Genomic DNA, 21,606 nt, shown 5'->3' on the forward strand with positions numbered 1-21,606 from the left:
CGGCACCCGCCGACGGCCTCGGACAGCCCCCGCCCGACCCCTGACAGCCCCGGCCGGACCCGGGCGGCCCGCGCCGGACCCGGGCGACAACCGACCCCGGCCGGCTCGGGGCTACACCCGGCTCGTGGTCGCCGTGTCCGCCGAGAGCCGCTGGGCGACGTAGATGGGCACGACGGACAGCAGGACGAGGAGGGCCGCCACGACGTTCACCACCGGCGCCTGCCGCGGCCGGGTCATGTTGCCGAAGATCCAGACCGGCAGGGTCTCGACGCCCGGCCCGGCGGTGAAGGTGGTCACCACGATCTCGTCGAAGGACAGCGCGAAGGCGAGCAGCCCGCCCGCGAACAGCGCCGAGCGCACCAGCGGGAAGGTGACGTCGGCGAAGGCGCGGAAGGTGTGCGCGCCGAGGTCGGCCGCCGCGTCCTCGTAGGAGCCGGAAGTGCGCCGCAGCCGGGCGACGACATTGTTGAAGACGACGACGATGCAGAAGGTGGCGTGCCCGACGACCACCGTGAACAGGCCGAGGCCGACGCCGAGCGGCTCCAGGACCGCGCTGAACGCGGAGTTGAGCGCGATGCCCGTGACGATGCCGGGCAGCGCGATCGGCAGGACGACCACGAAGGAGAGCGTGTCGCGGCCGAAGAAGCGGTGCCGGGCCACCGCGAAGGCGATGAGCGTGCCGAGGACCAGGGCGACGGCGGTGGCGCCGAGGCCCGCCTTCACCGACACCCACAGGGCGGCGCGGGCACCGGAGTTTTCCCAGGCCACCGACCACCAGTGCGCGGTCAGGCCGGGCGGCGGCCAGCTCGCGCTGCGGTCCGGGTTCAGGGAGTTGACGAGGACCAGCAGCAGCGGCACGTAGATCACCGCGAAGCCGAGGCCGGCGGCGACGCGCAGCGCGACGCGGGCCGGACGGGAGAGCTGCATGACGAGGAACACCCCTCTTACAGACTGCTGAGGGCGCCCGTGCGGCGCACGGCCAGCAGGTACAGCACGATGACGACGACGGGGACCGTGCCGAGCGCGGCGGCCATGGGCAGGTTGAGTTCGATGTTGGAGTAGACGAGGTTGCCGATCAGCTGGGTCTTGCCGCCGACGATCTGCACGGTGATGTAGTCGCCGAGGCTGAGCGAGAAGGTGAAGACCGACCCGGCGGCCACGGACGGCAGCACCATGGGCAGCACCACGGAGCGGAAGGTGCGCCAGGCCCCGGCGCCCAGGTCGGCGGAGGCGTCGAGCAGGTTGGCGGGCAGCTGCTCCAGGGCGGTGTGGATCGGCAGGATCATGTACGGCAGCCACAGGTATGTCAGGGTCAGCACGGTGGCCGGCAGGCCGAACCCCGGACCGGCGAGCCCGAACGGCCTCAGCATCCAGTCGGCGAGGCCGCCCTCGGACAGGATCAGCCGCCAGGCGTACACCTTGACCAGGTAACTCGCCCACAGCGGGGTGAGGATGGCGACCACCAGCAGCGGGCGGCGGCGCGGCCGGGCCACGCGGGCGGTGTAGAAGGCGAGCGGGAAGGCGATCACCACGCACAGCGCCGTGACCGCGAGCGCGACGCCGACGCTGCGCAGCACCACCTGGCGGTAGACGGGCGTGGTCAGCAGCGCGCGGAAGTTGTCGGCCGTCCAGACCCGCACCACCTCGGAGGTGAAGGCGTCCGTGGTCCAGAAGGCGGACACGAACAGCGCGGTCAGCGAGCCGAGGTACAGCACGGTCAGCCACAGCAGCGGGGCCGTGAGCAGGGCGGAGAGCCGGAGCCGGGGGTGGCGGTGCAGCACTCCGGCCAGCCGCCGGACGGTGGCCCGCGAGCCCCGCCCGGCGCTGTGCGCGGTGACGGTCATGGATCAGCCCTTGATCTCGGTCCAGGCCTGCACCCACCGTGCGTACGGGACGCACTTGACGTCGGTGCGGCCGTCCAGGCACTGCTGGATGGGGGTGTTCCAGAAGGCGATCCGCTTCCAGTAGGCGGTGTCGCCGGCGTGGTAGGTGGCGCAGAAGTTCTTGTCGGCGGTCCGCGCGCAGGCCTTGGCGTTGGCGGGGGCCTCGCCGAAGTACTCGGCGACCTGGGCGTTGACCTTCGGGGAGACGATCCAGTCCAGCCACTTGTAGGCGCAGGTGGGGTGCTTCGCCTTCGCGGCGACCATCCAGGTGTCGGACCAGCCGGTCGAACCCTCCTTCGGCACCACGGCCTTGACCTTGGCGCCCTCGGAGGCGGCGAGGTTGGCGATGACCTGCCAGGTGGTGCCGACCACGGAGTCGCCGCTCTTGAAGGCGGAGACCTCCTTGAGGTAGTCGCCCCAGTACTCGCCGATGTTCGTGTTCTGCTTCTTCAGCAGGGCGACGGCGGCGTCGAACTGCCTCTGGTCGAGCGCGTAGGGGTCCTTGATCTTCAACTCGGGCCGGGTGGCCTTGAGATACAGGGCCGCGTCGGCGATGTAGATGGGCGAGTCGTACGCGGTGACGTGGCCCCGGTGTGCCGCCGCGTCGTCGAAGACGGCGGACCAGGAGGTGGGCGCGGGGCTGACCTTCTCGGTGTTGTACATCAGCAGGTTGGCGCCGCGGCCGTGCGGGATGCCGTACGCCTTGCCCTTGACGGAGTTCCAGGGCCGCATCTTCAGATCGCCGAAGATGTCCTTGTAGTTCGGGACGAGGGCGGTGTTGACGGGGGCGGCGTCGCCGGAGGCGATCAGGCGCAGCGAGGCGTCGCCGGAGGCCGACACGGCGTCGTACTGGCCGGTCTTCATCAGCTTGACCATCTCGTCGGAGCTGGCCGCCACCTTGGAGTGGACCTGACAGCCTGTGTTCTTCTCGAAGGCGCCGACCCAGTCGGCCTTGGGGTCGTTGGAGCCGTCCTCGACGTAGCCGGCCCATGCGATCAGGTTGACCTGGCCCTCCGCCGCGCCCAGCTTCGACGGCGCCTTGAGGTCGGGCGGGTTGAGTCCGGTGGCCGAGGAGGAGCCCGAGGAACCGGAGGATCCGCAGGCGGTGGCCGTCAGCAGCAGCGCGGCGGCGGCCGCGGCCTGAAGGGTTCGGGTGAGGCGCACGAGGTTCTCCCTGGGGGGCGGGGTGGGTCAGCGGGCGTCGGGGACCTGGACCGCGTGGCGGCGCTGCCACGTCAGGCGGACTCGGGTGCCGCGGTAGGCGGCGACGTCCTCGGCGGAGGTCTCCAGGTTCTGCTGGAGAGCGGTGAGCCGGCCGCCGGCGTCGAGGTCGACCAGGAAGCGGGTGCTGTCGCCCAGGTAGACGACCTCGGCGACGGTGCCCGTGGCGGTGGCGAGCTCCGGCTCGTCGGCGGTGGCGGACTCCTTGAGCACCCGGATCTTCTCCGGGCGGATGCTGTGCGTGCCGGAGGCGCCCAGGATCCGCCGGGCGGACTCGCCGTGCAGCATGTTCGAGGTGCCGACGAAGGACGCCACGAACGAGGTCGCCGGGCGCTCGTAGATCTCGGCGGGGGCGCCGACCTGTTCGATGCGGCCCTGGTGGAAGACCGCGATCCGGTCGCTCATCGTCAGGGCCTCCTCCTGGTCGTGGGTGACGAAGACGAACGTGATGCCGACCTCGCGTTGCAGCGCCTTGAGTTCGACCTGCATCTGCTCGCGCAGCTTCAGGTCGAGGGCGCCGAGCGGCTCGTCGAGGAGCAGCACGCGGGGGCGGCCGACGAGGGCGCGGGCCAGTGCGACGCGCTGGCGCTGACCGCCCGAGAGCTGCGCGGGGCGGCGCTTGCCCAGGCCGTCGAGCCGCACCTCGGCGAGGGCCTTGCGGGCCCGCACCAGCCGCTCGGCCTTGGGGACCTTGCGGATCTTGAGGCCGTAGGCGACGTTCTGCTCGACGGTCATGTGCGGGAACAGCGCGTAGTCCTGGAAGACGGTGTGGACGTCCCGCTCGAAGGGCGCGAGGCCGGTGACCTCCCGCCCGGCGAGGTCGATACGGCCCTCGGTCGGCGTCTCGAAGCCGGCGATCAGGCGCAGGACCGTCGTCTTTCCCGAGCCGGAGGGGCCGAGCATCGAGAAGAACTCCCCGTCCCGGATCTCCAGGTCGACCCCGGCCACCGCGGCCGTCTCCCCGAACGTCTTCCGCAGGCCCTGCAGCCGTACGGCCATTCCCTCCATGCGGGGAACCTTTCTGGCGCTCTCGAACGTTGAGCGGAAACATATGAAGTCATAGTTCAAATCTCAAGACCGCCTCAAGGCAAAGCTTGGGTCAACTGGCAAGGTGGTGACCGTGAAGCAAGAAGAACTCGGGCGCGGGCCCGGCCCGACCGGCGAGGCCGGCACCTTCGGCGGGGCCACGGGCACCACGGGCGGTGCCCGCGGGACAGGCGGGACCGGCGCGACGGGCGGCGCCCTCGGAGCCGCCGACGCCCGCAGGGCCGTCTTCGCGCCGGTCGACGGCCGGGCCCGGGTGGACGCCGTAGTGCGCCGGATCGGCGACGCCATCGAACTCGGGCTGCTCGCGGACGGGGAACAGCTGCCCGGCGAGAGCGAACTGGCGGGCCTGCTCGGTGTGTCCACGGTGACCCTGCGGGAGGCGCTGATGGCGCTGCGGCAGCAGGGTCTGGTGACCACCCGGCGCGGACGCGGCGGCGGCAGCTTCGTCGCGCTGCCCGAAGTGCCGGGCGAGGAGCGGCTGAAGTCCCGGCTGCGCGGCTGGAGCACCGAGGAACTGCGCGACCTCGGCGACCACTGGGCCGCCCTGTCGGGCACCGCGGCCCGGCTCGCGGCGGAGCGCACGGAGCCGCACGACCTGACCCACCTGCGCCGTACGGCCGGGGAGCTGGCGCACGCCGAGGACGCGGCGGGGCGCAGCCGGCTGTACGGCCGGTTCCATGTGGAGCTGGCGGCGGCCGCGCAGTCCGCGCGGCTCACCCGGGAGCAGGTCGCCCTGCAGACGGAGGTCGGGGCGCTGCTGTGCCTGGTGTTCGGCGACGACGAATATCGTGAAGAAGTCGCAGAACGTCATCGTGCCGTGATCTGTGCCGTGCAGGATGGGGACCGTGATTCGGCCCGCACGTCGGCCGAGCGGTGCGTGCGGGAGTCGGTGGCGCGGCTCGTCGCCGTACGCCTGACCCTGTAGCCGCACCGCCTCCGCTCCCGTCCGCTGGAGGGCGCCATGAGCCACAGCCCCGCGCTCACCGAGGCGGCGGCCGTCGCCGCGCGGGACGCGTCCGTGGCGGAACGGGTGGAGGCGCGCGTGACCACGCGGGTGGGCCGCGCCCTGGAGGCTGTTTTCGACGTGGTCGCCGACACCGCCGCGGACACGGCCGAGCTGCTGGCGCGGGCGGCCGGGCGGGGACGCCGGCCGGCCACCGCCGACCTCGCCGCGCTGCGGCCGGGGCTGCATCTGCGCCTGGCCCGCGAGGAACTGGTCTCCGGGGTCGGCTTCATCGCCGCGCCGGGGCTGCTGGCCGATGTGCCGGCCTGGCTGGAGTGGTGGCAGAGCACGGCACAGGGGGACGTACGGCCGCTGCTGCCCGACCTCGATCCGGGGCGGTCGGCGTACGCGGACTACACGCACTGGGACTGGTTCGCGCTGCCCCGCGACACCGGGCTGCGGGCGGTGGCCGGGCCCTACGTCGACTACCTCTGCTCCGACGAGTACAGCCTGACGCTGTCCGCGCCGGTGACCGTGGCGGGCCGGTTCGCGGGGGTGGCCGCGGCCGACGTGTATCTGCGGCACTTCGAGGCGGCGGTGCTGCCGCTGCTGCGGGAACTGCCCGGCCCCGCCCGCCTGGTGAACGCCCGGGGGCGGGTGGCGGCCTCCGCCGATCCGGCGCATCTGGCCGGATCGCTCACCCGGGGGCCGGACTTCGGGGCGGTGCTGGAACGGGCGCGGGCCGTCGCCCACGGCGGGCTGCGGCTGGTGCCGTGCCGGTCGGTTCCGCTCGTGCTCGTGATCGGCGATAGGTGAGGGCGCGGGCGGTACGGCGGTGGCGCGGCGCGGGCGAGGCGGGCGGGGTGCGCGGGCCCGGCGCTGGGGGCGAGTCGCGCGCGGTGGAATGCGGGAGCCCGGTGTCCGGGGCGAATCGCGCGAGACGGTCGGAATGCGTGAGCCCGGCGTCCGGGGCGGGGTCGTCGAGGTGGGCGAACCCGGCGCCGTCGGCGACCTGAACGCCGACGGTGCCGGGTCAGGCCTCCGGGGCGGTCACCACGCTGAGGTGGCTCGCCGCACGCCGCGGGCGCGGTCGTCCGCGCGGGGCCGACGGGGGACGGCGCGTCTCGCGCAGGACCAGGGTGAGCCGTGTGCAGCCGAGGTCGCGCAGGGTGGCCGGGGTCTCCTCGATGATGCGGCAGTCGGTGGCGCCCCAGCGCGGGTCCGGGTGCAGCAGCGGGCGGACCGCGCCGTCGGACACGACGGCCGCGTCACCGACCGCGCGGATCCAGTGCGGCAGGCCGTGCCGGTAGGCGGCCTCCATGATGGGGTCCTGCGCGATGTCGCGGCGGACGGCCTGGAGCGCGGGGTCGTGACCGCGGCGCTCCATGGCGGCCTCGAAGTGCGCCAGCATCGGCAGGCACCACCGTGACTCGTGCTCGCCGAGGACGCTGCCCGCGTCCGGGTGGAACAGCACGAACCGCAGGAAGTTGTCGTGCGGCATGGCCGTGGGGTGCGGTCCGACCCCGCCGAAGAGCGAGGTGAAGGCACTGTTGGTGAGGACCACGTCCCAGCGGTTGTCGACGACGAACGAGGGGAAGGAGACGGCCTCCAGAAGCGCGGCGTAGTCCTGAAGATAGGCCCGCGCCTCGGGACTCTCGGGGACGGGCCGCGGTTCCGGCCGCTGCCCTCCTGCCTGAAATGCCATCGGGAGGTGTCACCCCTCTTGCCTCTGCGGCCTTCACGCGGCGCCTTGATCCTCCTGCTCCGACGCGAGGCGTGTCAACTATCGTGGCATTTCATGCCCGTTGACGGCTGAAATTGGCCACAGTTGTGGCGAGACCTGGATGTGAGTTCGAACGACCCGCTACTCTCCGGGAAGTTCACGGCAACCGCTTGTGAGAAGCCTGTGAGAGACGTAGGAGATCTGTCGGTGACGGATGGCTTCGAGGATCCGGGCACCACGGCGTCGGCTGTCCTGCCGGCCGTCGTCGCACGCGTCACCGCACTCGCCGACCGGCTCGACGTCCCGCACGCGGAGGTCTTCGACGTCAGCCGCCTGTCCGTGGCCTGCGGCGTGCCGGAACCCGTGGTCAGGGCCCTGCTCAGCGGACGGCCCGCGGGCGAGCCGGACGTGCAGGCCCGGTTCCTGCAGCGGCTGGACCTGCTGCGCCGCACCCGGCTGAAGCCCAACGGGCGCCGCTACACGCAGCAGGAGATCGCCGACGGCGCGGGCATGTCGCGGCAGCAGGCGGGCGCCCTCATCAACGGCGACCGGCGCCCCACCATGGAGCACTGCGACGCCATCCAGCGCTTCTTCCGGGTGCACGCCGGCTTCCTCACGGCCGAGGACCCCGAGGCCCTGTCGGGCGCGCTCCAGCGCAGCGAGCAGGAGCTCCTCCAGCGGCTCGCCGACCGCGAGCGGCAGGCCGCCGAGGCCGCCGACGACCCGCTCGAACGGCTGTTGCAGGACCACGGCGTGCGCGGGATCGCCTGGCGGGCCGCGCAACTGCCCACCGACCAGCACCGCGACAAGGTCGCGGAGTGGCTGGACATGCTTCTGGAGAGCGTCAAGCGGCCCGAGTCGTGATGCTGGGGAGGAACGTGGGCATCGGCAGGGACATGCGCCGCCTGTGCGGCGAGCTGGTCGCGGAGCTGACCTTGCCGGCACCGGCCCGGCCGGCCGAGCTGTACGCCGCGCTGTGCGACGCCATGAGCAGGCGCCGCGGCCGGCCCGTCCGCTACCGTACGGCCGCCTTCCCGCCCGGCACCGCCAGCGGGCTGTGGCTCGACATGACCGACCAGGACCTGGTCCTGGTGGAGGAACGCACGGCTCCTGACCACCAGTTGGTCATCCTCGGCCACGAGCTGTGGCACATGCAGGCCGGGCACTGCGGGCATCACGTCGACGGCGTCTCGGTCGCCGCGCGCCTGATCGGCGACCGGACCGACCTCGCCGACCTGCGGGCGACCGTGCACCGGGCCGCGGCGCGCACCCGGTTCGACGTCACCGAGGAGGAGCAGGCCGAGGCCTTCGGGCTGCTCCTCGCCAGCAAGTGCCGTACCTGGCTGGCCGGTTCGTCGCTGCGGGGGCCGGTACGGCGCAATCATCTCGCCGGGCGGATCGAGGCGTCCCTGGGGTATCTGGGCCGCCGCGGCGAGGGCGAGGCGCACGACGCCCCCGGGGACGGGGACGAATTCGAGGCCGGGGACGCCCCCGGGGCCGAGGACGCCCCGGAAGCCGCCCGGGACGCGGGCGAGGCACAGGACGGACGCGAGGCCCGAAACGCGCACGACGCCCGGAACGCATGCGCGGCTCCGGGCGCCCGTGACGCCCGTGCGGCGGACCGGCGGCAGGGCGAGCCGGCCTGAGGCGGCGGGGCAACGCGGGGCGGGGCAGTACAGACACGGCGCGGTCGGCGCGCGGGCCGGTGGTCGGCCCAGGGGTTCTGGCTGGTTTCGCCTCCGCTGAGCGGGCGAACCGGCACGGATCCCCGGGGGCGTTGTCAGTGGCGGGCGGCAAGCTGGGAGTGCGCAGCCGCCGTGCGGAGGCGTACGCGCCCTTCGAGGGGCCGGGCGCGTGACCGTGTGACGCCGACCGGGGAGAGCGAACCATGCCGACCGCCGTACTGACCGACCGCGAGCGCACCGCCGTCCAGACCTACCTGCGGTTGCTGCACACGGTACGCGCGGCCTTCGACGGGCCACCGGACGTCCGGCCGCCGCTCGTGCCGCCCGCCGTGCTGGCCGAGGCGGAGCGCGCCCTGGCCCGCGCGGGTCTCACCGGGAACGAGGAGGCGTTCTTCCGTCTGCTGCGGAGCTGGTGCCCGGGGTCGTGAGCCGCGCCGCCGGACCTCTTCGGGCCGGTGGACCTCATGCGGGGACGGGTCGCCTGCCCCCGCATGAGGGGTGTCAGACGTGAGGAACCGTCACGGCGGTGGCCACCAGGCCCCGCCGGGCGGCCCAGCGGCCCTCGAAGTGCGTGAGCGGGCGGCCGCCCACCAGAGGCCCGGGGACCAGCAGTTCGGCACGGAAGCCGCCGAGCCGCGGCGTCCCGGGGTCGGTGTGGACCTCGATGTCCGCCTCGGTGAAGTCCAGCCACTTCCCGGTGAGGGGGAACCACGCCTTGTAGACGGACTCCTTGGCGCTGAACAGCAGCCGGTCCCAGTGCACGGAGGGCTCCCGGGTGGCCAGCAGGCTCAGCCGCTCCCGCTCGGCGGGCAGGGCGACGGCGGCCAGGACGCCCTCGGGCAGCGGGGCATGGGGCTCGGCGTCGATACCGAGGGAGGCCAGGTCGGTGGCGCGGACCAGGGCGGCGGCCCGGTAGCCGTCGCAGTGGGTCATGCTGCCGGTCAGTCCCTCCGGCCAGCGCGGGGCGCCGCGGTCGCCGGGCAGTACGGGCTGCGGCGGCACGCCGAGCTTCTCCATGGCCCGTCGGGCGCAGGCGCGCACGGCGGCGAACTCACGGCGGCGCTTGTCCACCGCCTGCGCCACCACCGCCAGCTCCTCGGGGTGCAGCGGGGCGCGGTCGGTCTCGTCGTCGCCGTACGCCTCCACGGCCACCACCGAGTCCGGGAGCAGCTCCTCGATCAACGGGATCCGACCTCCATCGGCAGCACACGGCGCAGCCGTCCCGGCGGTTCCGGGCGCTTGCGCCATTCACGGGGGTAACCCACCGACACCTCCTCGAAGCGGACGCCCTCGTGCCAGGTGGTCCGCGGGATGTGGAGGTGGCCGTAGACCATGGTGGCCACGCGGAACCTGCGGTGCCAGTCGGCGGTCAGCCGGGTGCCGCACCACATGGCGAACTCGGGGTGCCACAGGACGTCCATGGGGTGCCGGTCCAGCGGATAGTGGTTGACCAGCACCGTGGGCAGGTCGCCGGACAGTTCGGCGAGCCTGCGCCCGGTCTCCGCGACGCGGGCCCGGCACCAGGCCTCGCGGCTCGGGTAGGGGTCGGGGTGCAGCAGGTACTCGTCGCTGCACACGATGCGCGTGCCGTGCGCGTAGGCCAGCCCCTCGTCCTTGGTGGCGCAGCCGGCCGGCAGGAAGGAGTAGTCGTACAGCAGGAACAGCGGCGCCACGGCAACCGGGCCGCCGGGACCGTCCCAGACCGGGTAGGGGTCCTCGGGCGTGATGACGCCCAGGTCGCGGCAGACCTCGACGAGGTGCTCATAGCGCGCGACACCGCGCAGCGTGACGGTGTCCCTCGGATGGGTCCACAGCTCGTGGTTCCCGGGGGCCCACACCACGGTGCGGAAGCGGTCCGCCAGCGTCTTCAGGGCCCAGCGGATGTCGGCCACGGTCTCGGCGACGTCCCCGGCCACCAGCAGCCAGTCGTCGTCGGAGCCGGGCACCATCGCCTCCACCAGGGCGCGGTTCTCGGCGTATCCGATGTGCAGGTCGCTGACGGCCAGCAGTTCTCCGGCACCGCCGGCCTTCCTCGTCACCTGTCGCCCCCTCCGCGCGCACGACGGTGACCACAAGAACACACCCGGCGCCGCCCGGACAAGGGAACTCCGCGCCGACGGCGGGGCGCGTCGGCCGAAAGCCACTGCTCACGGGAAGGTCGTGCGGCGATCCGTGACGGCCGGCCTCGCGGCTGCCGGGCGCCCCCGTGGCCGGGTGCCGGACGCCCCCCTCGCCGGGGTCCGCGGAAGCGGCGAATCCGTAACACGCGCGTTGCACGCGGCGGCCCTCGGAAGCCGTATGATCGCCCCAACACCACCGCCGTAACTCTCCCTCGCGCAGGGCGGTTTGGTGTCCCTTCCTCCCCCCTGGCCGGGCACGGCCCGCTTCGGCCTGCCCGCGCACCCCGAAAGGCGGCCTGCATGGTCTCTCGCGTACGCGTCTGGCTCAACCGCACGTACGCGGAGAACGTGTTCTTCATGGATCAGCTGCGGAGAAATCCCAGCGACCGGGCCGTGGAGATCCACGCGACGCACGGCGACGCCGACTCCCCCGTACTGGCCGCCGCCGACACCGCCGAAATGGAACCCGAGGGCCTGTCCCCGGCCGGGTACGTGGAGTACGCGCTGGCCCAGTGCCGGCGGCGCGGCATCGACGTGTTCGTCCCGCGGTTGCACCAGGCGGCGATCGTGGCGCACCGCGCCGACTTCGCGGCGGCGGGCACCGCGTTGCTCGCGCCGACTCCCGAGGCGGTCGCCGTCTTCGAGGACAAGGCGACCGCGTACGAGGCGGTCCGCTCTATCGGCGTGCCGGTGCCGCCCTGGTGGCGGGTTCGCACCGCCGACGAACTCCTGTCCGCAGTCGAGGAGTTGGAGTCGGCGGGGCACCGGGCGTGCTTCAAGCCGGCGTCCGGCGCGGGCGGCGTGGGCTTCCGGATGATCACCCGTGCCCCCTTCTCGCTCACGCAGCTGAGTGGCTTCCCGAGCCCCTCCGTCCCGCTCGACCTGGTGCTGCGGGCCCTGGAGGAGGCGGACGAGGAGGCGGCCGGGCAGGTCGACTGGCTGGTGATGCCGCGGCTGGAGCAGCCGGAGGTGTCGGTCGACTGCCTGACCGGGCCGGACAACCGTGTCCGCATGGCCGTGGGCCGCACCAAGAACGGCCGTCGCCGCGGCTTCACCGTGCACGAGCGGTGGCTGGAGCCGGCCTTCCGGATCGCGGAGGGCTTCGGGCTGCACTACCTGTCCAACATCCAGTTCCGGATGTACGGCGACCACCCGGTCCTGCTGGACGTCAACACCCGGCCGGCGGGCGGGCTGCACCAACTGTCCCTGTGCGGGATCAACGCCCCCTGGGCGGCAGTGCAGTTGGCGCTGGGCGAGGACCCCGGGGAGATCGAGCCCCCGTTCCTGGGACAGGACTACACGGTGGTGTCGGGCCCGCGTCCGCTGCGGCCGGTGTCCCTTCCGGCGCAGCGCGCGCAGGAGCCGGAGCCGCTGCCGCCGGCCGTGCCCGCACCGGCCACGGAACCGGCCGGAGCCGCCACGGCACGGACCACCCCGCGGGCCACGGCACCCGCCTAGACTCCCGCGCCCCGACACTCCCGGACGCGCGTCCGGGGACCCGCCCCACCGCGGCGGCCCCCGACGGGCGACCGCCGGCCACAACTCGATACCGGTCTGGACCAATCCCGGCGCCGCGTCTTGACACCGGGATTGGTCCATACCAACTTGGTTGCGCACCATTGCACTTCAGCTGTGCCTCCCGAACACCCCACTTTCATCAGGGAGATCGCGTGCGCAACACACCCGGACGTCACAGACGTCGACTTCTCGCCCTGCTGGGCTCCGCGGCCCTCGCCCTGGCCGGGGCCATCGCCCTCCCCGGCACGGCCCACGCGGCCAACATCCTCTCCAACCCCGGCTTCGAGTCGGGCGGGCTGTCCCCCTGGTCCTGCACCGGGAACCTCGGCTCGGTCGTCTCCTCCCCCGTGCAAGGCGGCACCAAGGCGCTCTCCGGCGCGGTGACGTCGAGCGACAACGCCCAGTGCAGCCAGACCGTCTCGGTCCAGCCGAACACGACGTACACGCTGCAGGGCTGGGTGCGCGGCTCCTACGTCTACCTCGGCGTGAACGGCGGCGCCTCGACCTGGACGACGTCCCCGTCGGCGTACAGCCGGCTGTCGGTGTCCTTCACCACCGGCGCAGCCCAGACGAGCGCCACGATCTACGTCCACGGCTGGTACGCCCAGGGGACCTACTACGCCGACGACATCAGCCTGGACGGCCCGGGCGGCGGCGGTGGCGGCTCGGACACCCAGGCGCCGACCGCGCCCAGCGGCCTGACCTCCACGGGCCGGACGTCGTCGAGCGTGTCGCTGAAGTGGAACGCCGCGACGGACAACGTGGGCGTGACGGCGTACGACGTCTACAGCGGCTCGAACAACGTGCTCAGCGTCTCCGGCACGAGCGCCACGGTCGGCGGGCTGTCGCCGAGCACCTCCTACGCCTTCACCGTGAAGGCGCGGGACGCGGCCGGAAACACCTCGGCGGCCTCGAACTCCGTGAGCGTCACGACGGACGCGGGCACCGGCGGCGGCACCGGCTTCAAGCAGGCCGCGCCCTACCTCTACCTCGGCTGGGGCGACCCGCCGAGCGCGACCTCGGTGATGAGCGCGACCGGGATCAAGTGGTACACGATGGCGTTCATGCTGGACTCCGGCGGCTGCAACCCCGCCTGGGACGGCAGCCGTCCGCTCACCGGCGGCACCGACCAGAGCGTCATCAACCAGATCCGCTCCGCGGGCGGTGACATCGTCCCGTCGTTCGGCGGCTGGCAGGGCAGCAAGCTCGGCGCCAACTGCTCCTCGGCGAGCGCGCTGGCCGGGGCGCTGCAGAAGGTGATCGACGCCTACGGCCTCAAGGCGATCGACATGGACATCGAGAACACGGACGAGTTCGAGAACGAGGCCGTCCAGGCGAAGATCCTCACCGCGCTGAAGACCGTCAAGGCCAACAACCCCGGTCTGCGGACGATCGTCACCTTCGGCACCTCGACGACCGGGCCGACGTACTACGGCAACCGGCTCATCGAGCAGGCGCAGTCGCTGGGCGCGAACATCGACGTCTTCACGATCATGCCGTTCGACTTCGGCGGCGGCTCCGACATGTACGGCAACACGGTCAACGCCACCGAGGGCCTCAAGGCCAAGCTCAAGTCGACCTTCGGCTGGGACGACGCCACGGCCTACGCGCACATCGGCGTCTCCGGCATGAACGGCCTGTCCGACCAGCAGGAGAACACCACCCCGGCGATCTGGACCCAGATCCGCGACTGGGCCAACACCCACCACATCGCCCGGCTCGCCTACTGGGCGGTCAACCGCGACCGGCCCTGCCCCGGCGGCGGCGTGGTGAGCAACTGCTCCGGCATCGACCAGAGCACCTGGCAGTTCACGTCCATCACCGCCGGCTTCACCGGCTGAGCCAACCGCACCCCGCACAAAGCGTCTTGAGGAAGAGCCCCCCTGATCCCGGTCCGGGGGACTTTTCCTCGGCGGGGGTGTATCAGGGGGCCGACCGCCCGCTCTAAAGGAATGAAAGGCACGGGGGAAGCGGGGATCACGGGGGACCACGGGGGACCACGGGGGATCACGGGGGGCCTGGGCGGTCGGTCGCTGTTACGGGGGAGCGACCGACCGCCCGGCGGAACCCCGCCGGCGGGGGTCCACTTCCCGAAGGTGCCCGACCGACGTGCCCGCGCCGCCGCCTACGACCGGTCCCGGCCGAGGTAGGCCAGGCCGGGGTGGACGGCGCGATAGCCGTCGACCAGTCTGCGGGCCACGTTCACCGAGTCGACGAGCGGGTGCAGCGCGAAGGCCTTCACCGCCGTCGCGCGCGAGCCCGACGCGGCGGCCGAGAGCACCTCGCGCTCGACCGCCTTGACCGCGCAGACCAGGCCCGCCGCATGACCGGGCAGCGCATCGGCCGCGACCGGGTGCGCGCCGTTCGCGTCGACCAGGCACGGGACCTCGACGACCGCCTCGGAGTCCAGCACCGGCAAGGTGCCGCGGTTGCGGACGTTGAGGATCAGCGTCGCGCGTTCGTCCCGGGCGATGGCCCGCATCAGGGCCAGGGCCACCTTCTCGTACCCGCCGGACAGGTCGTCGGCCTCACGCTCGCCCGCACCGGCCGTCTCCCGGTTCTCCGCCATGTAGGTGGCCTCGCGCTCGGCCCGGGTACGGTCCCAGACGGCCAGCGCCGACACGTCCGGGTCGCGCGCCTCCGCGTAGAAACGGGCCTGCTGGTCGCGCAGGAAGGCGCCGCGGGTCTGCCCGGCCTCCTGGTAGGCGCGTACGGTCTCGCGGTTGAAGTAGTAGTAGTGCAGGTACTCGTTGGGGATCGCGCCCAGCGACCGCAGCCATTCGGCGCCGAAGAGCCTGCCCTCCTCGAAGGAGCCGAGCAGACCGGGGTCGGCCAGCAGACGCGGGAGTTCGTCGCGGCCGGCGACGCGCAGGCCGCGCACCCAGCCGAGGTGGTTGAGGCCCGCGTAGTCGACCCACGCCTCCTCGGGCCGCACGCCGAGCACGCGCGCGATCCGCCGGCCGAGGCCGACCGGGGAGTCGCAGATGCCGATGACGCGGTCGCCGAGGTGACGGGACATGGCCTCGGTGACCATGCCCGCGGGGTTGGTGAAGTTGATGACCCAGGCGTCGGGGGCGAGCCGGGCCACGCGCCGGGCGATGCCGTCGGCGACGGGCACGGTCCGCAGCCCGTAGGCGATGCCGCCCGCGCCGACCGTCTCCTGACCGAGGACGCCCTCGGCCAGCGCCACCCGCTCGTCCTCCGCCCTCCCCGCCAGGCCGCCGACGCGGATCGCGGAGAAGACGAAGTCGGCGCCGCGCAGGGCCTCGTCCAGATCGGTCGTGGCGGTGACCTCGGGCGCGTCCGGCACTCCCGCCGCCTGCTCGGCGAGGACCCGGGCCACCGCGTTCAGCCGACCCGCGTCGAGGTCGTGCAGCACGACCCGGGTGACCCGCCCCTCGGCGCGGTCGCCGAGGAGCGCCCCGTACACGAGCGGCACCCGGAATCCGCCGCCGCCCAGAATCGTCAGCCTCACAACCGCACCCTTCCCGCCGCGACCGCCGCGACCGCCTCGGCACCCGTGCGCATCAGCGTGCGATCCGCACCCGCGACCGCCTCGGCACCCGCGTGCACCCTGTGCGCCATGATGGTCGATCCCGGGAGGCGCGCCTTGGAGGGGGCCGGGGTGAGGAGTTCGAGTTCGATGTCGTGGTGCCGCAGGTCCTCGACGGTGGTCCGCAGCTCGGCGGCCCCGCGGCCCAGGCGCTTCGCCATGACGACGCATCAGGGAGCGGCGGCCGGCCGGGCCGTCGACGGGGAGGAAGCGGCACGGCGGACAGTTCATGAAGATCAAGCCGGCCGTGACGGCTTCCCTGCTGATCGAGTCCGGACGGGCACGGTGGTCGACCGGCTCCACGTGATCGGTCGTCTTTCAGCCGCCCCGCCGGCGGGCGAGGTACCAGCGTCGGCCAGAGGAAAAGGCGCGCCGTGCCGTGCGTACCGCAGCGATCTGAGTGGCGAGGTGGAGTCGAAGGTGCCAGGGGGTCTGCCCGCCGTGGCGTACCGACATGGCATGCGCGAACGCCACAGCGTCGCGGTCGACGTACTGGTCCACGTGCTCGAACCACGTCATGCTCGTACGCGAGGCCGCCTGCACCGGATGGAGTTCCGCGCGGCGATGGCGGTCGTACTCCCGCAGCGCCTCCTCCACGTCCGCATATGTCTGCAGGCTGTGTGCGAGGACGATCGCATCGATCATTGCCAGTCTGGTGCCCGAACCCAGTGTGAAGTGGGTGGTGTGGGCAGCGTCGCCGACGAGCACCGTCGTGCCGTGGTACCAGGTCTCGTTGGTCACGTGCGCGAAGCGCTGCCAGTGCGCCGGTGCACCCCGTGACCGGCTGATCAGGCGGTGGCCGTCGAGCGGGCGCTTGAAGATGTCCTCCAGGAGTCGCACTCCCTGGTCGCGGTCCAGCACGTCGAGCCCCAGACCGTGCCAGGTCTGTGGTGAGCATTCGACGATGCAGGTGCTGATTCCGGCGACCGAGGGGTAGGCGTGAAACCAGATCCATCCCGCGGACGTCCGCTCGAAGCTGAACACGAAGCTGCGGAACGCCTGGTCCGTGCCGAGCCAGATGTAGGGGTTGAGACCGACCTCGATGCGAGTTCCGAACGCCGGGCTCTGGCCCCGGATCCCGCTGTTCGCGCCGTCGGCAGCGACGAGAAGGTCCGCTTCGGGAAGCGTCGAGAGATCTGCGACGCGGTGGCCGTACTGGACGTCGACACCGAGCTGCACGGCACGCCGGGCCAGGATGTCCAGCAGGTCGGCTCGGCTCATGCTGTATCCGTAACCCCCGAAGTAGGCCGTCTGCTCGCCGTCCGGGCCGTGCACGCGCACCTCCTGGTCCTGCCACAGCACGGACTTGGCATCGATCTCCCGGGCGCTTTCCGGATCATTGCGGTAGAGGACGTCCAACAGGTCGTCCCAGTACACGACGCCCCAGCCGTAGGTGGCCGCGGGCGGGTCACGGTCATACACCGTGATTTCGTGCCCGGCATTGCGCAACTTGGCCGAGATCGCGAAGTACAGCCCCGCGGGCCCCGCACCGACGCACACGATCCTCACCGCTACGCACCACCCCGGATATCGGTCGGATAGGAGGTCTACTGCCCAGAAAGGTCCGGATGCCCGAAGTGTCCGGGCATCCGGATGTGGCGATCATAGGACTGCAGCAGGTTGATCGCGAGCTCACTGCGCCGGAGCGTCAGTGCCCGCCACCGCCGCCGCCACCGCCGCCACCGCCGCCGCCGCCGTAGCCGCCGCCACCGCCGCCGCCGTAGCCGCCGCCACCGCCGCCGCCGTAGCCACCGCCACCGCCGTGGTCACCGCCGCCGCCGTAGCCACCGCCACCGCCGTGGTCACCGCCGCCGCCGTAGCCACCGCCGTGGTCACCGCCGTGGTCACCGCCGTGGTCACCGCCGAAGCCGTGGTCGTGGTCGAAGCCGTGGTCGAAGCCCCAGCCCCAGCCCCAGCCGTCGCCGAAGAAGCAACGGTCTCCCCAGCCCCAGCCCCAGCCCCAGCCGTCGCAGCAGTCCCAGCCCCAGCCGCCACGGAAGGAGCAGAAGTCCGAACGGAACTTGCTGTCGTGAGTGGGAGCGGAAGCGACATGGGACGACGAGGGGAAAGCGGCCGCGCTGGCAGCGCCGGCTCCCGCCGCGATGGCAAGGAGGGGCGCCGTGCAGACCGCAGCGGCGATGCGCCGCATCCTGCTCTTGGTTGCGCGCATGATGATGTCCCCCTTCCGGGGGGGTCGAAACAAGGATCTCGGGCACTCGTGAATCGCCCATGTGCGCCAGATCCTGCGCGCGGGTCTGACGCGAAGTGATCGGCCCGCCCGACCGTGCTGAACACGGTTGCAGTAGTTCCCAGACGGGCTTCCGGATCTTACTATTAAATTACCAAACGGGGTATACAGTACGAAACGCCCCGTTTCGTCAAGGATAGGACTGCTTTTCGGGCCAAGTCAACGGGGTGCCAGTGGGCTCACAAGGGAGGCATGCGGTGGACACCCTCAGGCCCCAGGACGGCCGTCAGAGCGCATCGTCTCCCGAGCGCGCCCAGCCCGACCGCAGCACACCTGACTCGCGGCGGCGCCGCCGCGAGCCTCACGAGGCCGTACTCCGAGCCACCAAAGATCTTCTCGGCGAGGTCGGGTACCAACGTCTGGCGTTCGAGGGGGTCGCCCGGCGGGCCGGAGTCAGCAAGGCCACCATCTACCGGTGGTGGCCGAACAAGGCCGCACTCGTGATCGAGGCCCTCGCCGGCAAGGTCCCGCTCCCTCCCATCAACGAGACCGGCGACCTCGAAGCCGACCTGCGCACCGCCGTCCGTCTCACGATCGAGCTCGTCTCCGCCATGCCCACCTGCCTGATCCTCCCGGCGCTCCTCGCCGACGTGATCGAGGATCCCACCGGCACGGGAGCCTTCGCCGAGCTCATCGAGCCCCGCCGCGCGTCGGTCGTGAACCTGCTGGAGCGGGCCCGCATCGAAGGCCGGTTGCCGCCGGACACCGATACGTCACTGATGGTCGACATCTACTCCGGGGCGGTCGTGTACCTGGCAGCGGTGAACCGTACACCGCCGGGCGAGGCGGTGGTGGACCAGCTCGTCAGCCTGCTCCTGCACGGCCACCTCCCCGTCACGACCGGATCCGCGCCCGCAGACCGGGATGGATCGCCGGGCGGGTGAGTCGGCCGCACGCTGCCACTGCCTCAGCCGGGCTCGACCGAGCAACGCTGCGACCGGCGCGGGTTCCGCGAATGGGAGCGCCCAGGACGGCGGAGGTCGCGGCCCAGTCCGGAGGGACCCCGCCGACCCGGGTCCGCCCGTCGGGCACGGAGCGGGGCCGGGCCAACCGCACGACAGTGACAGGTGGGGGCAGGGCGACATCTGGGAAATCCCGGTCTTCATCACCTGAACTTCCCTCTCGATGAATGCCTTTCCTTGTTTTAAGCCTTGACGATAGGGGCGGCCGAGAGCACATTGGCGGCGCAAACAAGCATGAGAGCGCTCTCAGGCATCGGCCGACGCTCTCCGGACGAGGCACCCGCGCACCCACTCCGTACCCGAGAGGCCCCCATGAGCGACCCATCCGGCACACCTTCCGGCATCCCCTTCGACAGGCCTTCGGGCGCACCCTCCGGCGCGCGTCGCGGACGGCGTTCGCTGCGGCGCAGGCTCATCGCCGCCCTCGGCACGCTCGGTCTCGCCGCGGCCGTCACCACCGCCGCGACGCCGCCCGCCGACGCGTCGGCGCCCACGCCGCCGTCCGGCTGGACGCAGGTGTTCCTGGACGACTTCGACGGCGCCGCGGGGTCGGGCGTCAACACCACCAACTGGCAGTACGACACCGGCACCTCGTACCCCGGTGGCGCCGCCAACTGGGGTACCGGCGAGGTCGAGACGATGACCTCGAGCACCAGCAACGTCGCACTCGACGGCAGCGGCAACCTGCTCATCACCCCGCGCCGCAGCGTCTCCGGCAAATGGACCTCGGGCCGCATCGAGACCAACCGCACCGACTTCCAGCCCCCGGCGGGCGGCAAGCTGCGGGTCCAGGCCCGCATCCAGCTCCCGAACGTCACCGGCGCCGCCGCCAAGGGCTACTGGCCGGCGTTCTGGATGCTCGGGGCGCCGTTCCGCGGCAACTACCAGAACTGGCCGGGCGTCGGTGAGCTGGACGTCATGGAGAACGTCCAGGGCCTCAACACCGACTGGGCCACGATGCACTGCGGCACCAACCCGGGCGGCCCCTGCAACGAGACGTCGGGCATAGGCGGCAACACCTCCTGTACAGGCACCACCTGCCAGGCCGGCTTCCACACGTACTCCATGGAGTGGGACCGCTCGACCAGCCCCGAGGAGATCCGCTTCTACCTCGACGGCGTCAACTTCCACACCGTGAAGTCCACCCAGATGGATGCCACGACCTGGAACAACGCTACCGCCCACGGGTTCTTCATCATCCTGAACGTGGCGATGGGCGGCGGCTTCCCGGACGCCTACGGCGGCGGCCCGGACCGGGGAACCGAGCCCGGCCACCCAATGGTGGTGGACTACGTCCAGGTGCTCCAGTCCTCCGGACCGTAATGACCGGCACCCACGACGTGCACCTCACCCGCACGAGCGGGCAGCGGGCCGACTTCGCCGACGCCGACCGGTTCGACGCCGACCGGTTCGACGCCGACCGGTTCGACGTCGGCCGGTTCGACGTCGGCCGGTTCGACGTCGGCCGCTGACCGCCACCACCCCGTGAGAGACAGGGGCCCCACGCGTCCGCGTGGGGCCCTTCCCACGCCCGGCTGCCACCAGGGGCCTGGCAACGGGCGGCGCGCTCAGCGCAGTTCGGCGCGGAAGGTTACCGGGGTCCGTCCCGTGTGCAGCTGGAAGAACTTGGAGAAGTTCGCCGCGTCGGGGAAGCCGACGGCGGCGCCGATCCGGCCGATCGGCAGGTCGGTGTGGGCGAGCAGGCGCTTGGCCTCCAGCACGACCCGCTTGTCGATGAAGCCCTTGGGCGTCTCGCCGGTGGCCGCGCGGACCGCGCGCACGAGGGTACGGCGGGAGTAGCCGAGGGCGTCGGCGTAGGCGCTGACGCTGTGATTGGTGGCGAAGTCCCGCTCGACGGCGTCCCGGAAGCGGGTGAAGGTCGTGTCGTCCTGCTGCGGCGCCGACCGGGCCGAACTCTCCGCGAGATGCGCGAGGCGCAGCAGGAACGCGGTGAGCGAGTGGCGCAGCACCGAGGCGTGCAGGCTCGGCGGCAGCGTCGCGGTGTCCTCGTACTCGCGTTGCAGTTGCGCCAGCGCGGCCCGCAGGCCGGCGAGCTGTGCGTCGTCGGGCCGCAGCAGTGGCGGCAGGTCGTAGCGGTACAGACCGGTGGCCTCGACGGTGGTGCGGGGCAGGAATCCGGGCTGCATGGTCAGGACGGTTCCGCGGTACTCGCTCGTCCGCGAGAAGCGGTGGACCTGTCCCGGGCGGATCCAGAGCACGTCGCCGGCCCCGGCCTCGTACTCGGCGAAGTCGATCATGTGCCGTACGGGTCCGTGGCTGAAGAGCATGACCACGTGGAAGTCGATGCGGTGGACCCGGTGCAGGGGCGCCTCGGCGTGCCAGGTGCGGCCCGCGCCCATGGGGCCGATCTGCATGCCGACGCCGCGGACGCCGAGCTCGACCGGGAAGGGGAAGGTTCTGATCCCGACGCCGTCCTCAACGCCGCATTCGTCCCCCGCTCCGTCTTCGCCCCGGAGTCCGTTCCGGTCTCCGTCCCGCGGTCCGTCCCGGTCACGGTCTTCGTCCGCGACTCCGCCTCGGATGGTTCTGTCCGCCATGTCCTTCTCGTGCCGTCCCGCTCGCCCGCCGATCCCTCAGCGTGTCCCACTTTCACCACAGGCTGACACAGAGAGACCTTCCCGCGAAAAAGTCAGACTTTTAAGTTTGAACGCGTCCGGCAGCAAATCCGCGACCTTTCGAGGA

20 protein-coding genes and 2 pseudogenes are annotated in these 21,606 nt (G+C 72.1%); 10 read left to right on the forward strand and 12 right to left on the reverse strand.

Translation table 11 applies throughout. The features are described from left to right. Positions 1-111: 111 nt before the first annotated feature. From ACIQ9G_RS15080 to ACIQ9G_RS15095, 4 genes are read right to left on the reverse strand one after another with little or no spacing between them, the layout of a single operon-like run. Positions 112-927 carry an ABC transporter permease gene (locus tag ACIQ9G_RS15080; RefSeq protein ID WP_403608944.1) on the reverse strand — a complete coding sequence of 272 codons (816 nt, stop codon included), beginning with the start codon at positions 925-927 and terminating at the stop codon, positions 112-114. A 17-nt stretch (positions 928-944) separates the two neighbouring features. Next, positions 945-1,844 carry an ABC transporter permease gene (locus tag ACIQ9G_RS15085; protein ID WP_403608945.1) on the reverse strand — a complete coding sequence of 300 codons (900 nt, stop codon included), beginning with the start codon at positions 1,842-1,844 and terminating at the stop codon, positions 945-947. A 3-nt stretch (positions 1,845-1,847) separates the two neighbouring features. Further along, the gene (locus ACIQ9G_RS15090) at positions 1,848-3,047 is read right to left on the reverse strand and encodes an ABC transporter substrate-binding protein (protein ID WP_403608946.1); all 1,200 of its coding nucleotides are present in this window, start codon (positions 3,045-3,047) and stop codon (positions 1,848-1,850) included. Between the two features lie 27 nt (positions 3,048-3,074). Beyond that, positions 3,075-4,112: an ABC transporter ATP-binding protein gene (locus tag ACIQ9G_RS15095; protein ID WP_403608947.1), complete on the reverse strand. Its 1,038-nt coding sequence runs from the start codon at positions 4,110-4,112 to the stop codon at positions 3,075-3,077. 292 nt (positions 4,113-4,404) lie between these two features. Between ACIQ9G_RS15095 and ACIQ9G_RS15100 the strand changes: the two genes are divergently transcribed. Beyond that, positions 4,405-5,076 (forward strand): FadR/GntR family transcriptional regulator, encoded by a 672-nt coding sequence (locus tag ACIQ9G_RS15100; protein WP_403610020.1) that lies wholly within the window; start codon positions 4,405-4,407, stop codon positions 5,074-5,076. A 36-nt stretch (positions 5,077-5,112) separates the two neighbouring features. Beyond that, the gene (locus ACIQ9G_RS15105) at positions 5,113-5,910 is read left to right on the forward strand and encodes a cache domain-containing protein (RefSeq protein WP_403608948.1); all 798 of its coding nucleotides are present in this window, start codon (positions 5,113-5,115) and stop codon (positions 5,908-5,910) included. A 217-nt stretch (positions 5,911-6,127) separates the two neighbouring features. Here ACIQ9G_RS15105 and ACIQ9G_RS15110 read toward each other — a convergent pair whose 3' ends face one another. Beyond that, on the reverse strand, positions 6,128-6,799 hold the full coding sequence (locus ACIQ9G_RS15110) for a hypothetical protein (RefSeq protein ID WP_403608950.1): 672 nt from the start codon (positions 6,797-6,799) through the stop codon (positions 6,128-6,130). Positions 6,800-7,024: 225 nt separating this feature from the next. On the opposite strand from ACIQ9G_RS15110, the gene ACIQ9G_RS15115 reads away from it, so the two are divergent. From ACIQ9G_RS15115 to ACIQ9G_RS15125, 3 genes and pseudogenes are all read left to right on the forward strand, one after another. Then, a complete protein-coding gene (locus tag ACIQ9G_RS15115; RefSeq protein ID WP_403608951.1) occupies positions 7,025-7,681 on the forward strand; it encodes a helix-turn-helix domain-containing protein in 657 nt (218 codons plus the stop codon). 32 nt (positions 7,682-7,713) lie between these two features. Next, positions 7,714-8,250 (forward strand): annotated as a pseudogene (locus ACIQ9G_RS15120) (toxin-antitoxin system, toxin component); the annotation flags it as partial. Between the two features lie 455 nt (positions 8,251-8,705). Further along, the gene (locus ACIQ9G_RS15125; RefSeq protein WP_403608952.1) at positions 8,706-8,930 is read left to right on the forward strand and encodes a hypothetical protein; all 225 of its coding nucleotides are present in this window, start codon (positions 8,706-8,708) and stop codon (positions 8,928-8,930) included. A gap of 73 nt (positions 8,931-9,003) precedes the next feature. Here ACIQ9G_RS15125 and ACIQ9G_RS15130 read toward each other — a convergent pair whose 3' ends face one another. Both ACIQ9G_RS15130 and ACIQ9G_RS15135 read right to left on the reverse strand, forming a co-directional pair. After that, the gene (locus ACIQ9G_RS15130) at positions 9,004-9,684 is read right to left on the reverse strand and encodes a 4'-phosphopantetheinyl transferase (protein WP_403608953.1); all 681 of its coding nucleotides are present in this window, start codon (positions 9,682-9,684) and stop codon (positions 9,004-9,006) included. Next, positions 9,681-10,541: a metallophosphoesterase family protein gene (locus ACIQ9G_RS15135; protein ID WP_403608955.1), complete on the reverse strand. Its 861-nt coding sequence runs from the start codon at positions 10,539-10,541 to the stop codon at positions 9,681-9,683. Before ACIQ9G_RS15135 ends, ACIQ9G_RS15130 begins: the two co-directional genes overlap by 4 nt. Positions 10,542-10,922: 381 nt before the next feature. On the opposite strand from ACIQ9G_RS15135, the gene ACIQ9G_RS15140 reads away from it, so the two are divergent. After that, positions 10,923-12,080 (forward strand): ATP-grasp domain-containing protein, encoded by a 1,158-nt coding sequence (locus ACIQ9G_RS15140; RefSeq protein WP_403608956.1) that lies wholly within the window; start codon positions 10,923-10,925, stop codon positions 12,078-12,080. A 212-nt stretch (positions 12,081-12,292) separates the two neighbouring features. Continuing rightward, complete coding sequence (locus ACIQ9G_RS15145; RefSeq protein ID WP_403608958.1) at positions 12,293-13,981, forward strand: carbohydrate binding domain-containing protein; 1,689 nt, start codon at positions 12,293-12,295, stop codon at positions 13,979-13,981. A 284-nt stretch (positions 13,982-14,265) separates the two neighbouring features. Here the strand turns inward: ACIQ9G_RS15145 and ACIQ9G_RS15150 are convergent, their stop codons facing one another. The 4 genes from ACIQ9G_RS15150 to ACIQ9G_RS15165 form a co-directional block, all read right to left on the reverse strand. Further along, positions 14,266-15,615 carry a 6-phospho-beta-glucosidase gene (locus tag ACIQ9G_RS15150; RefSeq protein ID WP_403608960.1) on the reverse strand — a complete coding sequence of 450 codons (1,350 nt, stop codon included), beginning with the start codon at positions 15,613-15,615 and terminating at the stop codon, positions 14,266-14,268. Next, complete coding sequence (locus ACIQ9G_RS15155; RefSeq protein WP_403608961.1) at positions 15,612-15,854, reverse strand: hypothetical protein; 243 nt, start codon at positions 15,852-15,854, stop codon at positions 15,612-15,614. The genes ACIQ9G_RS15150 and ACIQ9G_RS15155 overlap by 4 nt, the downstream gene beginning before the upstream one ends. A 157-nt stretch (positions 15,855-16,011) precedes the next feature. Then, on the reverse strand, positions 16,012-17,202 hold the full coding sequence (locus tag ACIQ9G_RS15160; RefSeq protein ID WP_403608963.1) for an FAD-dependent monooxygenase: 1,191 nt from the start codon (positions 17,200-17,202) through the stop codon (positions 16,012-16,014). A gap of 139 nt (positions 17,203-17,341) precedes the next feature. Beyond that, a complete protein-coding gene (locus tag ACIQ9G_RS15165) occupies positions 17,342-17,863 on the reverse strand; it encodes a hypothetical protein (RefSeq protein ID WP_403608965.1) in 522 nt (173 codons plus the stop codon). A 275-nt stretch (positions 17,864-18,138) separates the two neighbouring features. Between ACIQ9G_RS15165 and ACIQ9G_RS15170 the strand changes: the two genes are divergently transcribed. The 3 genes and pseudogenes from ACIQ9G_RS15170 to ACIQ9G_RS15180 all read left to right on the forward strand — a co-directional run bounded on the left by ACIQ9G_RS15170 (position 18,139) and on the right by ACIQ9G_RS15180 (position 20,375). Continuing rightward, positions 18,139-18,825, forward strand: coding sequence for a TetR/AcrR family transcriptional regulator (locus ACIQ9G_RS15170; protein ID WP_403608967.1), 687 nt, complete (start codon positions 18,139-18,141; stop codon positions 18,823-18,825). Between the two features lie 390 nt (positions 18,826-19,215). Further along, positions 19,216-20,220 (forward strand): annotated as a pseudogene (locus ACIQ9G_RS15175) (glycoside hydrolase family 16 protein); the annotation flags it as partial. 5 nt (positions 20,221-20,225) lie between these two features. Then, positions 20,226-20,375, forward strand: coding sequence for a hypothetical protein (locus ACIQ9G_RS15180; protein WP_403608969.1), 150 nt, complete (start codon positions 20,226-20,228; stop codon positions 20,373-20,375). A gap of 96 nt (positions 20,376-20,471) precedes the next feature. On the opposite strand, the gene ACIQ9G_RS15185 is transcribed toward ACIQ9G_RS15180, so the two are convergent. After that, positions 20,472-21,461: a helix-turn-helix domain-containing protein gene (locus ACIQ9G_RS15185; protein WP_403608970.1), complete on the reverse strand. Its 990-nt coding sequence runs from the start codon at positions 21,459-21,461 to the stop codon at positions 20,472-20,474. Between the last annotated feature and the right edge of the window lie 145 nt (positions 21,462-21,606).

This window comes from Streptomyces sp. NPDC096152 (assembly GCF_044763235.1).
Lineage (GTDB): Bacteria > Actinomycetota > Actinomycetes > Streptomycetales > Streptomycetaceae > Streptomyces.

Bases quoted from the DNA above. Each gene is read 5' to 3' on its own strand.
- ACIQ9G_RS15080 (WP_403608944.1), bottom strand. From the start codon at position 927: ATGCAGCTCTCCCGTCCGGCCCGCGTCGCGCTGCGCGTCGCCGCCGGC.
- ACIQ9G_RS15085 (WP_403608945.1), bottom strand. From the start codon at position 1,844: ATGACCGTCACCGCGCACAGCGCCGGGCGGGGCTCGCGGGCCACCGTC.
- ACIQ9G_RS15095 (WP_403608947.1), bottom strand. From the start codon at position 4,112: ATGGAGGGAATGGCCGTACGGCTGCAGGGCCTGCGGAAGACGTTCGGG.
- ACIQ9G_RS15105 (WP_403608948.1), top strand. From the start codon at position 5,113: ATGAGCCACAGCCCCGCGCTCACCGAGGCGGCGGCCGTCGCCGCGCGG.
- ACIQ9G_RS15110 (WP_403608950.1), bottom strand. From the start codon at position 6,799: ATGGCATTTCAGGCAGGAGGGCAGCGGCCGGAACCGCGGCCCGTCCCC.
- ACIQ9G_RS15125 (WP_403608952.1), top strand. From the start codon at position 8,706: ATGCCGACCGCCGTACTGACCGACCGCGAGCGCACCGCCGTCCAGACC.
- ACIQ9G_RS15140 (WP_403608956.1), top strand. From the start codon at position 10,923: ATGGTCTCTCGCGTACGCGTCTGGCTCAACCGCACGTACGCGGAGAAC.
- ACIQ9G_RS15155 (WP_403608961.1), bottom strand. From the start codon at position 15,854: ATGGCGAAGCGCCTGGGCCGCGGGGCCGCCGAGCTGCGGACCACCGTC.
- ACIQ9G_RS15165 (WP_403608965.1), bottom strand. From the start codon at position 17,863: ATGCGCGCAACCAAGAGCAGGATGCGGCGCATCGCCGCTGCGGTCTGC.
- ACIQ9G_RS15180 (WP_403608969.1), top strand. From the start codon at position 20,226: ATGACCGGCACCCACGACGTGCACCTCACCCGCACGAGCGGGCAGCGG.
- ACIQ9G_RS15185 (WP_403608970.1), bottom strand. From the start codon at position 21,461: ATGGCGGACAGAACCATCCGAGGCGGAGTCGCGGACGAAGACCGTGAC.